The sequence below is a fragment of the Streptomyces sp. NPDC012825 genome, from assembly GCF_042900925.1.
In the GTDB taxonomy this organism is placed as follows: domain Bacteria; phylum Actinomycetota; class Actinomycetes; order Streptomycetales; family Streptomycetaceae; genus Streptomyces.
The window spans coordinates 657,053-669,567 of record NZ_JBIBBZ010000001.1 but is presented as its reverse complement, the minus strand read 5'-3'; the positions used below and the strand labels follow the sequence as shown (position 1 = coordinate 669,567).

General features: G+C 72.1%; 14 protein-coding genes. 1 reads left to right on the top strand and 13 read right to left on the bottom strand.

The features are described from left to right. Positions 1 to 53: 53 nt before the first annotated feature. From ACFY7E_RS03355 to ACFY7E_RS03340, 4 genes are all read right to left on the bottom strand, one after another. The gene (locus tag ACFY7E_RS03355) at positions 54 to 1,163 is read right to left on the bottom strand and encodes a glycosyltransferase family 39 protein (protein ID WP_389480198.1); all 1,110 of its coding nucleotides are present in this window, start codon (positions 1,161 to 1,163) and stop codon (positions 54 to 56) included. Positions 1,164 to 1,216: 53 nt separating this feature from the next. Beyond that, positions 1,217 to 2,290 carry a hypothetical protein gene (locus ACFY7E_RS03350; RefSeq protein ID WP_389480195.1) on the bottom strand — a complete coding sequence of 358 codons (1,074 nt, stop codon included), beginning with the start codon at positions 2,288 to 2,290 and terminating at the stop codon, positions 1,217 to 1,219. 136 nt (positions 2,291 to 2,426) lie between these two features. Then, on the bottom strand, positions 2,427 to 2,801 hold the full coding sequence (locus tag ACFY7E_RS03345) for a hypothetical protein (protein WP_383438459.1): 375 nt from the start codon (positions 2,799 to 2,801) through the stop codon (positions 2,427 to 2,429). Between the two features lie 166 nt (positions 2,802 to 2,967). Continuing rightward, positions 2,968 to 3,819 (bottom strand): prepilin peptidase, encoded by an 852-nt coding sequence (locus tag ACFY7E_RS03340; RefSeq protein WP_389480192.1) that lies wholly within the window; start codon positions 3,817 to 3,819, stop codon positions 2,968 to 2,970. A 144-nt stretch (positions 3,820 to 3,963) separates the two neighbouring features. On the opposite strand from ACFY7E_RS03340, the gene ACFY7E_RS03335 reads away from it, so the two are divergent. Beyond that, the gene (locus ACFY7E_RS03335; RefSeq protein WP_389480189.1) at positions 3,964 to 4,317 is read left to right on the top strand and encodes a DUF192 domain-containing protein; all 354 of its coding nucleotides are present in this window, start codon (positions 3,964 to 3,966) and stop codon (positions 4,315 to 4,317) included. A 61-nt stretch (positions 4,318 to 4,378) separates the two neighbouring features. On the opposite strand, the gene ACFY7E_RS03330 is transcribed toward ACFY7E_RS03335, so the two are convergent. The 9 genes from ACFY7E_RS03330 to ACFY7E_RS03290 form a co-directional block, all read right to left on the bottom strand. Beyond that, a complete protein-coding gene (locus tag ACFY7E_RS03330; RefSeq protein ID WP_389480186.1) occupies positions 4,379 to 5,014 on the bottom strand; it encodes an OmpA family protein in 636 nt (211 codons plus the stop codon). Continuing rightward, positions 5,014 to 5,610 carry a hypothetical protein gene (locus tag ACFY7E_RS03325; protein WP_389480183.1) on the bottom strand — a complete coding sequence of 199 codons (597 nt, stop codon included), beginning with the start codon at positions 5,608 to 5,610 and terminating at the stop codon, positions 5,014 to 5,016. Before ACFY7E_RS03325 ends, ACFY7E_RS03330 begins: the two co-directional genes overlap by 1 nt. Before the next feature lie 30 nt (positions 5,611 to 5,640). After that, the gene (locus tag ACFY7E_RS03320; RefSeq protein ID WP_389480181.1) at positions 5,641 to 6,291 is read right to left on the bottom strand and encodes a pilus assembly protein TadG-related protein; all 651 of its coding nucleotides are present in this window, start codon (positions 6,289 to 6,291) and stop codon (positions 5,641 to 5,643) included. Then, positions 6,288 to 6,518: a hypothetical protein gene (locus ACFY7E_RS03315; protein WP_389480178.1), complete on the bottom strand. Its 231-nt coding sequence runs from the start codon at positions 6,516 to 6,518 to the stop codon at positions 6,288 to 6,290. The genes ACFY7E_RS03320 and ACFY7E_RS03315 overlap by 4 nt, the downstream gene beginning before the upstream one ends. A 200-nt stretch (positions 6,519 to 6,718) precedes the next feature. Then, positions 6,719 to 7,693: a response regulator gene (locus ACFY7E_RS03310; RefSeq protein ID WP_389480175.1), complete on the bottom strand. Its 975-nt coding sequence runs from the start codon at positions 7,691 to 7,693 to the stop codon at positions 6,719 to 6,721. Between the two features lie 17 nt (positions 7,694 to 7,710). Next, positions 7,711 to 9,021 (bottom strand): sensor histidine kinase, encoded by a 1,311-nt coding sequence (locus tag ACFY7E_RS03305; protein WP_389481026.1) that lies wholly within the window; start codon positions 9,019 to 9,021, stop codon positions 7,711 to 7,713. Positions 9,022 to 9,167: 146 nt separating this feature from the next. Continuing rightward, positions 9,168 to 10,055 (bottom strand): DUF5936 domain-containing protein, encoded by an 888-nt coding sequence (locus ACFY7E_RS03300; RefSeq protein ID WP_389480172.1) that lies wholly within the window; start codon positions 10,053 to 10,055, stop codon positions 9,168 to 9,170. Between the two features lie 16 nt (positions 10,056 to 10,071). After that, a complete protein-coding gene (locus tag ACFY7E_RS03295; RefSeq protein WP_389480169.1) occupies positions 10,072 to 11,010 on the bottom strand; it encodes a type II secretion system F family protein in 939 nt (312 codons plus the stop codon). Positions 11,011 to 11,109: 99 nt separating this feature from the next. Further along, on the bottom strand, positions 11,110 to 12,447 hold the full coding sequence (locus ACFY7E_RS03290) for a CpaF family protein (RefSeq protein ID WP_383438489.1): 1,338 nt from the start codon (positions 12,445 to 12,447) through the stop codon (positions 11,110 to 11,112). Positions 12,448 to 12,515 lie beyond the last annotated feature (68 nt).

Genomic DNA, 12,515 nt, shown 5'->3' with positions numbered 1-12,515 from the left:
GGGCGGGGGCGTGACGTTGACGCGGGGGGTACGCGTACGCGGGGAGGCCGGCCTCAGGGCGGGCCCGACCCGAGCAGGGTGAAGGCCCCGTACACGGCGGAGGCGAGGGCGAGGCCGGCGAGGACCGGGACGGCGGTGCGGGGCCGGAGGCGCGCGAGGGCGGCGGCGGGCGGGAGCAGCAGCCCGAAGGCGGGCATCATCAGACGCGGCCGTGAGCCGAAGTAGGCGGCGCCGACGAGGGAGACCAGGACGACGCCGATCGTGTACACGAGCAGGGGCAGGGGCTGCCGCTGCCGTACGCACAGGACGACGAGCCGGGCGAGCAGGGCGAGCGCGGCGGCCAGGCCGAGGGCGGCGGGCCAGGGCAGGCCCACGACGAACCGGGCGAGCGCGAGGCCGCCGTCGATGGAGTTGCCCCAGGCGGCCTGGACCTCGAAGTAGGCGGTGGGGCTGCCCTCCCGTACACCGACGTGGACGACGTACCCGAGCCAGCCCAGGGGCGCGATCAGCACGCCGGCCACCGTGCGGGCGGGCAGGCGGCGGTCCCGTACGAGGGCGGCGAGGGCGGTGACGCCGAGGGCGGCGATCAGGGCGGCGGCGGTGGGGCGGGTGAGCCCGGCGGCGGCGCAGAGGAGGCCGGCGAGGATCCAGCGGTCGCGCAGGACCGCGTACAGGGACCAGGCGGCGAGGGCGGTGAAGAGGGTCTCCGTGTACGCCATGGACTGGACGAACGCGGTCGGGTACACGCCCCACAGGACGGCGAGCACGACCCCGGTCCTCGGCCCGAAGGCGTGGGCGCCGCACCGGAAGACGCCCAGGGCCGCGACGAGGCCGGCGGTCCAGGAGACGAGGAGCCCGGCACCGGCGGCGTCGAGGGGGAGGACGGCGGAGAGGCCGCGCTCCAGGGCCGGGAGGAGCGGGAAGAAGGCCAGGTCGGAGTGGACGTCGCCGTTGGGGAGGACGGTCTCGTACCCGTAGCCGTGCTCGGCGATCCGCACGTACCAGACGGAGTCCCAGCGGCCCTTGAGCCGGTGCAGCCCGTCCTCGCCGGCCGCGGCGGCGGAGATCGCGAGGACGACGAGACCGATCACCCGGGTGGCGGCGTAGCCGCCGAGGGCGAGGAGGGCGGGACGGTCGGGGCGGCCGGGACGGGGTGGGGGCATGCGTTCGATTATCGCGGGCGGGTCCGGGCGGAACGTTCCCGGTCGGTCCGGGCTCAGGCCAGGAGGCGGTACACGACGACGAGGGCCAGCAGGGCCGCCGACGCGACGGCGGCGATCAGCCGGACCCGCTTCCCGGAGGGCCACACGGCGACGTGCGGTCCCTCGGGGGCGGGGACGACGAAGAACACCCGGTGGGGGTGCGAGGCCAGGGTGACGCGTGCCAGGGAGAGGTGGCGCAGGGTGATCCGGCGGCCCACCTCCCCCTCGCGCGGGAGGAGCAGCGGCTCCAGGATCCCGGCCACCTCCCGGTCGACGTCGCGGGCCAGGGAATCCCGCCGACCGACCACGCGGACGTCGGTCCAGTCTCCGTGTCCGCGGGCGCTCCTCCACGCCCCGTACGGCAGGGCGGGAGAGGAGACGGCGACCTTCTCGACGACCGGGCGCCGGGTGACGACGCCCTCGGTCCACGTCACGGTCCTCGCGGTGCCGCCGCAGCGCCGGTGGGGCACGGTGCCCGCCCGGTCGCAGTCGGGGCAGGCGCGGGACCCCGACCCGCCGCACCGGGTGCAGGTGGTCCTGCCGCGTCCGCCGCATCCGGCGCACGCCGCTTCCCTGGTGCCGCACCGGCCGCACGTGACGCGTCCCTCCCTGCCCGCGTGACCCGCGGTCCCCCGGTCGTGCGGCCGGCGGCTGCGGCGACCGGTGCCGTCGCACCACAGGCAGGCGGCGATCCCGTGGCACTCTCCGCAGGCCCTGGCCGGGGCGCACGACAGCTCGCCGTCCCCCTTGCAGCGCTCGCAGGCCACCAGGCCGTTGCCGCAGTCGCAGGTCCGGTCTTCCACCGAACCGCGCCGCACCAGTCTCAGGGTCGTCCCGATCGTGGGGTCCTCGGGCGGCGGTATCCGGTGCCACTGGAGGCCGGAGGCGTACACCGGCCGGTCCGACAGGTCGATGAAGCCCCGGTGGAACCGCTCCTTCTCCGTGCGGGTCTCCACGCAGCGCAGGACCTTCCCCGCGAGCAGGAGGTGCCGGGTGATGTCCGCTCCCTCCGGGAGCGCCCGCCCGGCCTTCCCGCGCTCCTGGAGACGGCGCCGCACGGCCGCCAGGACGTCCTCGTCACTCAGCACGCTTCCCCCCGCCCCCTCGCCCCCGGTCCACGCCGGAGCGTGTCACCCCTGGCGTGTCCACGGAACGATACCCAAACCCTTTGGAAACAGGGGTTGTTGGGAGGAGGGGGAGAGGGGGCGGCGGAGTCGCGGGCGGTCAGCCGAGGGGTCTCATGCGGGCGAACCTGCCGGCCATGACGGGGCCGAGCCGGTGGACGAGGGCGTGTCCGGGCTCGTGCGGGGAGGGCAGGTCGCCCAGGAAGGAGGTGACGATGACCTCGTCGACCCCGAGGACCCCGCGCCGGCTCTCCTCCTCCAGGAAGGCGAGCGTGCGGCGCCAGTCGGGCGCTGCCGGGTCCTCGCCGAGGAAGGAGCGGACGGTGTCCTGGACGACCTCCCAGAAGAACACGTGCGGCAACACACCGCCCTGGTGCAGCACATGGGTCTCGTAGGCCTCACGGAACTCCGGGATCCGGGCGACGAGGTCACTGACCAACTGCACACCCGGCGTCACGCTCGGCGTCGTCGTCATCTGTTCAGAATGCTCCTGCCGGGCGCCCGCGTCCCGCCGCTTTTACGCTTTCCTGGAAACGCCTTTCGCGAGGTTTTTCCCGAAGGGGGTGAAGTGCCCCTCTTTCGTGGATCGTCGGGCATGTGTGCGGGTGGGTGGTCCTGGGGCCTGATCCGCCGGACAGGCCCTAGACGGGGGCCGCGGCCGGCGCTCCCAGCAGCAGGCCGAGCAGGGCGCCGCCGATCATGAACGGCCCGAACGGGATCGCGGACTTGCGGTCCGCCCCGCGGAACAGGACGAGACCGAGCCCGTACGCCCCGCCCAGCAGGAACCCGGCGAAGGCGCCCGCGAAGAGGACGGTCCAGCCGTACCAGCCGAGGAGGGCGCCCAGCGGGAGCGCGAGCTTGACGTCGCCGAAGCCCAGGCCGTTCGGGTTGATCACGAAGAGCAGGAAGTACGCGGCGCCGAGCACGAGTCCGCCGAGCAGCGCGTGCCCGAACGAGCCCGCCGCGCCGGGCAGCGGCGCGGCCGCCCCGAGCAGCAGGGGGACCAGTACGGCGAGCGACAGCGTGAGCTGGTCGGGCAGCCGGTGGACGCGCAGGTCGACCGTGGCGAGGAGTGCGGCGAAGGGCGCGCAGAGCAACCACACCCCCAGTTCCGGCCGGAATCCGGCCGACGCGGCGAGCGCGGCACAGGCCGCGGCGAGGACGAGCGGGACGGCGGGCGCGGGGCGGAGCGGGACGGGGCGGGGTGGGGCGGTACGGGGTGGGGCGGTGTGAGGCGGCGTGGGGCGGGGTGGGGCGGTATGGGGCGGGGTAGTGCGGGGCGGGGCGGTCGCGGCCGGAACGGTTGATGCGCACGCCCGGCACCGCGTTCCACCGAGCCAGCCACGGGCCGGGCCCGACAGGGCGTGGCCCTGCGGGCAGGCGTCGCGCCACGCCTCCTCGGGTTCCACGGAGAGCCGGTACGCGGCGCGCGGCACGAGCAGGCCGGTGGCGGCGCCCCACAGGGCGGCGAGGGCGATCAGCGTGACGTCCACGGGGTCGACCCTAGGGGGAACGCGGGCACCGGGCATGGGCCCAGGGGCCCACTGTTCTGGGGTGGATGGTGGGGTGGGGCACGAGGTGGGGTGATGCGGGGCAACCGGCGCGGGGCCGGGGTGGGGGCGCTACGGTCTCGGGTCATGGGGAAATGGCGTGACGGCAGAGGCACTTTGGAGGTCCCGGGCCGGGACGGGGCGATACCCCTGGAGGTGGCCGCCTCGTACGGAGCCCGGCGTCGCGGGCTGCTCGGGCGGGACGGCGTCGAGGGGGCGCTGCTGATCACCCCGTGCAACGGTGTGCACACCTTCCGGATGCGCTTCGCGATCGACGTCGCCTATCTGGACCGGAAGTTGAGGGTCGTCGCCGTGAAGACGATGAAGCCGGGCCGCATGGGGCGGATCAGTCTGCGGGCCCGGCACGTGCTGGAGGCGGAGGCCGGGGCGATGGCGCGCTGGGGGCTGGAGCCCGGAGTCCGGCTCACGCTCTCCGTGTGAGCCGGCCGGCGGGGCCGCACCGGGGTCGTTCCGGTGCGGCCCCGCTCGTACGGGGTTACGGCTATGAGCCCTGGGCGCGCAGGAAGGAGACCTCCACACGGCGGTTCTTCTTGCGGCCCTCCTCCGTGCTGTTGCTGGCGATCGGGTACTGCTCGCCGTAGCCACGGATCTCGTACGTGATCCCCGCGGCGGCGAGCTGCTGTTCGAGGACGGTGTGCACGGCCTGGGCACGCTGCTTGGAGAGCACGTCGCCGTGGGCCGAGGAACCGAGGTCGTCGGTGAAGCCGAAGACACGGACCCTCTTGGCGTCCTGCTTCCTGATCTCGGCGGCGATGGCGGCGATGCGCGCGTTGGCGACGGCGGACAGCTTCGCGCTGTCCTTGCCGAAGAGGACCTCCGCCTGGAGCGCGAACTTGATGTCCGTGTTCGTGTCCTCGCGGCGCTCGGTGCCCTCCAGGTCCTCGACGATGGACTTGATGTCGAGCACCTTGGGCGGGGCGAGCCGGGCGCCGTCGGGGATCTTGAGATCGGGGTCGTTCGCGTCGATCTCCACGCTGGGCACGCTGGACGCCGACGGGTACGGGTTGTCGTCCGCCGCCGCGGACGGCGTGAAGAGACCGAACGCGAGCGTTCCGGTGAGAGCGACACCGGCCGCGCGCGCGGCGGTCCGCCGGCTACGGGTCAGGGTCACGGTCATCAGGAGATCTCAATCGTGCCGGTGGTGAAACCGGGGAAGGTGAGGCCGACTTCGGTGGTGGTGTTCGGGGGGGACGGGAACTGGGCGAAGAAGGGGAGCGAGCTCCCGGCCTTGATCGGTGAGGAGTACTTCGTGGTGGTCAGCGGACGGTTGTCCGTGTCACGCAGTACGTAGTAGCGCTTCTTCCCCTTGGCGTCCGTCAGGGTCATCGCCGCGAGGGAGCTACCTGTCATAGCAACCTCCTGCTCCGGGCCGTTCCACTGAACAGGCGTGCTGTAGTCCGCCCCACCAGTGTTCTTGAACTCCCCGGTAATCGTGAGGAAGCCGCCGGAGTCACGCTTCGCTTCGTAGACCACCATCTCAAGGCTTTTCTCCCCCTTGAAGGTGGCAAGGACCGTGCTGGTGTCCGGATAGGTCTTGCCCTCGTCACTCTTGGTCGGCTGCTCCTTCCCGGGGGTCGAAGCCGAGGAGGAGTTCTCCTTTTCCTGTCCCTTTCCGTCCTGGCCTCCGCAGGCCGCGAGCGAGAAGGTCAGGGCCGCCGCCAACAGGGCGGCGGCGCCGGCGCGGCGCGTCGTCCTCACATGCCGAATGCTCATGAGTGGTGATTCCTTTGCGTTCGTTCGCGGTCAGTCCTCGGCCAGACGGACGTCGAACAGGTCCGCCATGTCCGGAAGGAGGTCCAGTCTCATCGGGTCGATGACCCACTTCTCGCCGTCACAGGAGAACTGGCCCGGAGAAGGCTTCTCTTCTTCCTCCTCGGGGTCCTCGTCCTCGCCGCCCGTAGGAGGTTTCTCGGTGGGCTCATTGGGCTCGAAGACGCACCGGGACTCGACCACGGCTGTCGCCGTGGCCTCCGCATGCTGGCCCTCGGTCCCCTCGACGATGCTTTTGCCCACCGGTTTCTCCGACTTGACCTTTACCGTGACGCCCCAGCGCCCGTCCGCGAGAGGGGCACAGCCAATATTCTGGGCGTCGTTCTCCGCGGCAAAGCGCGAGGCCTTGGCACACCCGGCTTCCGGGCTCCGTACGACCCCATTGACGAGATTCTTGAGCCAGTCCGGGTCGAGAACGTTCAGGTGGAGGTCTTCCTCCAGCCCGTCCCGGGAATCCATGGCAGCAGCCAGCGCCGCGGCGTCCGCGGCCGTCTGTGTCTCGTTGCGCCTGATGTCCGCCTGCCCGAAAGCGAAGAACATCAACGCGAGAAAGAGCAGGCCGACCACCGCTGCGATGTACAGCGGTGCGGCCTGCCCTGAATCGCCGTGAAGGCGAAATGTCACTTGATGACGCTCTCGATCTTCGCCTTGAACGTGTTGGCGATCGTGCTGCCCATGTCCGTCGCCAGCAGCGCCGCGAGGATCGCGACCACGAGGATCGTGATGCCGACGTACTCCATCGCGCCCTGTCCCCGGTCCCGGCGCTTCCGCAGGACGTCGACGCGGGTGTTCACCCAGGAGCCGACGTAGACCTTGGCGGTGGCGGCGGCCTTCAGCGCGGTGTCGCTCATGATGTTCCCCTCCGGGTTCGGCCGACCCGTGGCCGGCCGACTCTGCGTAAGTCCTCGGGTCGTCCGCGCTTCCGGCCTCCTCCCGGCCGGGCCCGCTTTCGACACGGGGAACGTACGCCGGGGCGGTGTTCCCGGGCATGGGCCCCAGGGCCCAAGTCCGGTCCCAAGTGCCCGCCTGGGCCCGCGGGCCCGTGGGGTGCTCAGTCATGGCGCGGCCCCCCTCGCCGGGCGATGCCGTTCCAGAGGGCGATGGCCTCGCCCCGGCTGCCGGCGTCGAGTTTGGCGAAGATGCGGTTGATGTGGTTCTTGACGGTCTTCTGGCTGATGAAGCAGGTGGCGGCGACCTGCTGGTTGGTCATGCCCGACGCGATCAGGTCCATCACCTCCACCTCCCTCCGGCTCAGTTCGGACAGGACGGCCCTGTCGATCCGAGGGCCCAGCGAAGACTGTCCCACATTAGCTTGCAGAAGCGAATGGTTTTGAGGAGATTGCGGCTCGGGTTGGATCGGGGCAACTTTCCCGTATTCCACGCGCATTGGGGAGGCGGGTGGTCGTTCTCGCTGCTCCTGGGCGTATGCGGATGCAGACGACTGGTCCGGTCCCGTGAACGCCCTTCCCAGGCCGTCGGGCAGAGGCCGGCCCGGCGCCCGGGACGCCGCCGCTCCCCGCAGCGACTCCAGGAGCGCGGTGGAGGCGGAGTGCGTGAAGTGGGCCCGGCCCCGTCTGACGTCGCGGACCGCCTCCACCAGCTGGTCGGCGGTGAACTCGCCGTGGACGAGGTAGCCCCCCGCGCCCAGGCGCAGGGCCTCGTGGACGATCTCGCTCTCCCGGCTGTACGTCATCATCAGCACCGGAGCGATCCGCACGAGGTGCGGCAGGGCCGAGATGCCGTCCACGCCGGGCATGCGGACGTCCAGGAGCACGACGTCGGGCCGGTGCCGGACCGTGGCCTCGTAGGCCCGGCGGCCGTCCTCGCTCTCCGCGACGACCTCGATGTCGTCCCGTCCGGAGAGCAGGACGCTCAGACCGGCCCGTACGACGGGGTTGTCGTCGGCCACGACCACCCGTAACGGTGGCGTGGCGGCGGGGGGCGGGCGGTCCGGCAGGGCGGGGAACCCTCCGGGCTCGGGCACGGGCGCGGCACCGGAGCCTGAGCCGGTCACGTCGTCGGGCATGGTCGCGGGCTCCTCTCTCAGGGGGTGGGGGACGTCGGGAACGGGGCGGGCGGGCCGCCCCCCGCGGGGCCCAGGGCGGAGACGGGGAGTTCGAGCCGTACCTCGGTGCCCCGCGAGGCGCGGCCCCGGCCGATCCGGATGCGGGCGCCGATGGACGCGGCCCGCTCGACCATGCCGACCAGGCCGAAGTGGCCGGTGCGCCTGAGGCCGTCGAGGGTGGTCCCGGCGGGCAGGCCGGCCCCGTCGTCGTACACGCTGATCCTCAGGACGTCGCCGACGACGCCGGCCGAGACCTCCACCCGGGTCGGGCGGGCGTGCCGGTGGGCGTTCTCCACGGCCTCGTCCGCGATGGTCAGCGCGTGGCGGGCGACGGCCTGCGGCACCGGCGGGACGACGGTGGCGTCGAGGCGGTGGAAGGTCACGGGGACGCCGCCGCACCGGAGCGAGAACTCGGCGGTCCGCGCCTCCAGTTCGGACAGTACGTCCACTCCGCCGTCGAGGCCCGACTCGCGGCGCAGGTCCGAGAGCAGCTCCCGGGACTCGGCCGCCGCGCGGCGGGCCGAGCGGGCGACCAGTTCGGCCCGGTGCCTGACCGTGGCCGGGTCCGTCCGCTCGACCGTGCCGGCCAGTCCGTCGGCGGCCATCGCGAGCCCGTGCAGCGTCTTGGCGACGGAGTCGTGCATCTCGCGGGCGAGCCGGGCCCGCTCCTCCTCCACCGCCTCGTGGACGGCGAGGCGGGCCCGGGTCTCAGTCAGGGCGGTGGACGCGGCGCCGAAGCGCAGGAGCAGCCCGCGCAGGCTGGCGCCGACCGCGCCGGCCATCAGGCACAGGCCGACGAGCAGCAGCGCCGACGCGTCGGCCTCGGCGGTGCTCACGGCATAGGCCGCGCCGAGGAGCGCGACCTGGCAGCCGGCGAACACGGCCCCGCCCCGCCAGCTGTAGACGAGGCCGGCGAGGAGCGGCGTGCAGATCGTGACGTACGCGAGCGTGGAGTTCGGCGAGGCCGCGAAGAGCAGCAGTGCGCCGAAGAGCATGTCGAGCGCGAGCAGCCACGGGTGTCTGAGCAGGAAGGGCCCGAACCGCTCCCAGTCCCGCAGCAGTGCGTACGACACCATGACGGTGACGAGGACGGCGGCGCCGATGATCCAGCCCGCGGGGCCTTCCGCGGCCCGGGCGAGGGCGAACGGGGTGGCGAGGGCGGTCATGGCGAGCCGGAAGCCGAAGAGCTGCCGGCACAGCGCCTGGAGGGCGTTGATCTGGATCTGGATGCCGGGCGGCGGGTCCGTGGGCGTATCCGTGACCGCAGACGCGGACGTGGACGCGGGCATGGACGCGGACGTGGGCGCGGAAGCGGAAGCGGGCATGGGTGCGGAGGCGCCGATGGTGCCGAGGTGGAGCGTCATGCGCCCGTCGCCTCCCCGCCGCCCTCGCTCCCGGCCCCGGTCTCGTCCTCGCCCTCCTCCCGGCACCCTCCTCAACCCCCGAACAAGGTGCCGAAGTCGACCTCGGAGGCGTAGTAGAAGCCCACCCCGATGAGGATCATGGTCGCGGGGAGCATGAAGCTCGTGACGAGGAGCGTGGCCTTCGGTACGGCCTTGGACGCCTTCTGGCGGGCGGCCTGCGCGTCGGTGCGGCGCATGTCGGTCGCGATCTGGATGAGGGTGTCGACGATGGGGGCGCCGAGCTCCTCCCCCTGCTGGAGGGCGGAGACGAACATCGACACCTGCTCGGAGTCGTTCCGCCTGCGCAGCTCGTCGAACGCCTGGCGCCGGCTCATGCCCATGTCCATCTGGCGCAGGGTGATCTTGAGTTCGTCCGCCCAGGGGCCCTGGTACTTCTCCGAGACGCGTTCCATCGCCTGGCGGAAGCCGAGCCCGGCGGAGACGACGACGGCGAGGACGTCGAGGAAGTCGGGGAGCGTGCGCTCGATGTCCTCCTTCCGCTTCCGCAGGGCGAAGCGGATGAGGGCGTCCGTCCAGAAGAAGCCGTAGACGGCGAACACGGCGGCGAGCACGACCTGGCCGTTGGCCAGCATGGAGAAGGCGGCCGCCGCGCCGAAGACCGTGTAGACGGCCTTACGGGCGGCGTAGCGGTCGACGGTCATGCCGTTCGGGTTTCCGGCGAGGTCGAGTTTGCGCCGCATGGCGTCGACCCGCTTGGGGCCCATCATCCTCAGCACGCGCGGCGCGTGCCGCATGCCCATCCGGTCGATGGCGGAGCCGGTGGCGGTGGTGCGCGAGGCGCCGGACTCCAGGGCCACCGCGAGGTCGGAGGGGAGCTTGGCGTCGGCCCGGTACATCCGTACGCCCTGGAAGACGCCCCAGACCCCGAGGCCGAAGAGCAGGGAGAGCAGCAGATCCACGGTGTGTCCCCGCCCTTCAGGTACGGATCTTGGTGAGTCGGGTGATGAGGAAGAAGCCGAGCCCGTAGAGGCCGGCCGAGACGACGACGGCGATCTTCCCTCCGGTCGCGGCCGTCATGTCGTCCAGCGCTCCCGCCCGCATGCCGTTGATGACGAGGAGGAAGCCCACGCCGAGGACGGGGACCATGATCGCCGTCATCCTGACCTGCGAGAGGATCGTCCTGACCTCGCGCCGGGTCTCCTTGCGCTCCTCCAGGGTGTCGGTGAGGTTGCGCAGGGAGGTGACGATCGTGCCGCCCGCCCGGCTGGACAGGATGAGGGTGGTGAGCAGCACGGTGAGTTCGCGCGACGGCAGGCGTTCGCCGAGTTCGTTGAGCGCGTCCTCCAGGGAGTGGCCGACGGCGAGCTGGTCGGCGACGCGGCGGAGTTCCTCCCGCGCGGGGTCCTCCAGCTCCTCGCAGGCCATCGCGAGGGCGGTGCGCAGCGCCAGGCCGGCCTGGGTGGCGTTGGCGAGGAGCCGGGTGAGTTCGGGAAGCTGGTTGATGAAGGCCTCGGTCCTCTTCTGGATCTGCGCGTTGAGGAACGCGTTGCCTCCCCAGAGGCCGATGACGACGGCGAGGAGGCCGAAGAAGGGGGCGAAGACCGCCGTGGTGACGAAGTACACGGCGAGGAGCACGCCCACCACGTAGACGGCGTACTCGCCGGGGGTGAGGTCGAGGCCCGTCGCGGCCAGTTTGCGTTCGATGTTCCTGCCGAGCGTGGTCCTGCGCAGCCGCCGGTCGACGGCGGTGAACCGCCGGTGCCGGCCCCGGCCCCCCGCCGGCCCCGTCTGGGACATCCGCCGGTAGAGCTCCTCCTGGTGGGCCCTGCCCGACGAGAGGGTGTGCACGCCGATGACGGTGAGCACACAGGCGAGCAGTGTGACTCCGATCGTCAGGAGCGGGAGATTGTCCATGTCGGGCGGGAACCTTCTGGGTGGGCGGTGGGCGGGGACGGACCGGTTACGGCGACGGCGATCGCGGACCGGTCACGGGAACGGCCGCGACGGATCCGGTCACGGGGACCTGCGTACGGCGAGCTGGTCCTCCGACCGGGCGACGCCGAACGCGGCGGGGATGGGCTCGCTCCTCATGTACAGGCGCTCGGCGATGCGGAGCGGCAGCGGGTAGTACTCGAAGGCGCCGTACACCCGGCCGTCGGGGGCCAGGGGCTGGGCGTTGAAGCGGCAGACCGAGACGATCCGGTAGTCCTCGCGGCCGTGGGAGTCGACGATGGCGATCTCGGTGACGCGCCGGGAGCCGTCGGCGTGCCGGGTGAGCTGGACGATGACGTCCACGGCGCTGTTGATCTGGTCCTTGATCGCAACGAAGGGGATCTCCACCTCGGACATGGACGCCAGGGTCTGGAGCCGCATCAGGGCGTCCTCGGCGCTGTTCGCGTGGACGGTGGCGAGGGAGCCGTCGTGGCCGGTCGACATGGCCTGGAGCATGTCGAGCGTCTCGCCGCCGCGGACCTCGCCGACGATGATGCGATCGGGTCGCATGCGCAGGGAGTTGCGGACCAGGTCGCGGATGCCGATGCGGCCCTTGCCCTCGACGTTCGCCGGCCGGCTCTCCAGGGTGATGACGTGGGACTGCTGGAGCCGCAGCTCGGCGGAGTCCTCGATCGTGACGATGCGCTCGCCCTCGGGGATGAGGCCGGAGAGGGCGTTGAGCAGGGTGGTCTTCCCCGTGCCGGTGGCGCCGGACACGATGACGTTGAACTTGGCCCGGACCAGGCCGGCGAGCAGCAGCATCATCTGCTCGTCGAGCGAGCCCAGCCCGATCATCTCCGCCAGGGTGAAGGCGCGGGGGAAGCGGCGGATGGTGAGGATGGGGCCGGTCAGCGAGAGCGGCGGGATGATGACGTTGACGCGCTCGCCGGAGGGGAGGCGGGCGTCGACCATCGGGTTCGCCTCGTCCACCCGCCGGTTGACGGTGGAGACGATGCGCTCGATGGTCTGCATGAGCTGCTCGTTGGACGAGAAGCGCAGGGGGAGCTGTTCGAGGCGGCCGCCCCGCTCGACGAAGACCTGGTCGGCGCCGTTGACCATGATCTCGCTGACGGAGGCGTCCTCCAGGAGGGGCTCCAGGATGCCGAGGCCGAGGGCCTCGTCGACGACGCGGCGGATGAGCTGGGCGCGTTCGACCGTGGAGAGGACCGGGCCCTCGCGGCTGATGATGTGGCCGAGGACGCGCTCCAGGCGGACCCGGCGGTCCGCGGCGGCCAGCGCGGACATCTCCGCGAGGTCGATCTCCTCCAGGAGCTTGGCGCGGTAGACGCCGACGAGGACGTCTCCCTCGTCGTGGCCGCTGCTCGGCTCGGGGCTGTTGAGGCGTGCCCTCAAGCTCATGTCGTCGACTCCTCGGCTTCTCTGGGCTTCCAACGCCCGCGTACGGGCGGTCCGTCACGGGTTCCGGG

Bases quoted from the DNA above. Each gene is read 5' to 3' on its own strand.
- ACFY7E_RS03305 (WP_389481026.1), bottom strand. From the start codon at position 9,021: ATGCCCGCGTCCACGTCCGCGTCTGCGGTCACGGATACGCCCACGGAC.
- ACFY7E_RS03335 (WP_389480189.1), top strand. From the start codon at position 3,964: ATGGGGAAATGGCGTGACGGCAGAGGCACTTTGGAGGTCCCGGGCCGG.
- ACFY7E_RS03355 (WP_389480198.1), bottom strand. From the start codon at position 1,163: ATGCCCCCACCCCGTCCCGGCCGCCCCGACCGTCCCGCCCTCCTCGCC.
- ACFY7E_RS03290 (WP_383438489.1), bottom strand. From the start codon at position 12,447: ATGAGCTTGAGGGCACGCCTCAACAGCCCCGAGCCGAGCAGCGGCCAC.
- ACFY7E_RS03325 (WP_389480183.1), bottom strand. From the start codon at position 5,610: ATGAGCATTCGGCATGTGAGGACGACGCGCCGCGCCGGCGCCGCCGCC.
- ACFY7E_RS03345 (WP_383438459.1), bottom strand. From the start codon at position 2,801: ATGACGACGACGCCGAGCGTGACGCCGGGTGTGCAGTTGGTCAGTGAC.
- ACFY7E_RS03315 (WP_389480178.1), bottom strand. From the start codon at position 6,518: ATGAGCGACACCGCGCTGAAGGCCGCCGCCACCGCCAAGGTCTACGTC.
- ACFY7E_RS03295 (WP_389480169.1), bottom strand. From the start codon at position 11,010: ATGGACAATCTCCCGCTCCTGACGATCGGAGTCACACTGCTCGCCTGT.
- ACFY7E_RS03310 (WP_389480175.1), bottom strand. From the start codon at position 7,693: ATGCCCGACGACGTGACCGGCTCAGGCTCCGGTGCCGCGCCCGTGCCC.
- ACFY7E_RS03330 (WP_389480186.1), bottom strand. From the start codon at position 5,014: ATGACCGTGACCCTGACCCGTAGCCGGCGGACCGCCGCGCGCGCGGCC.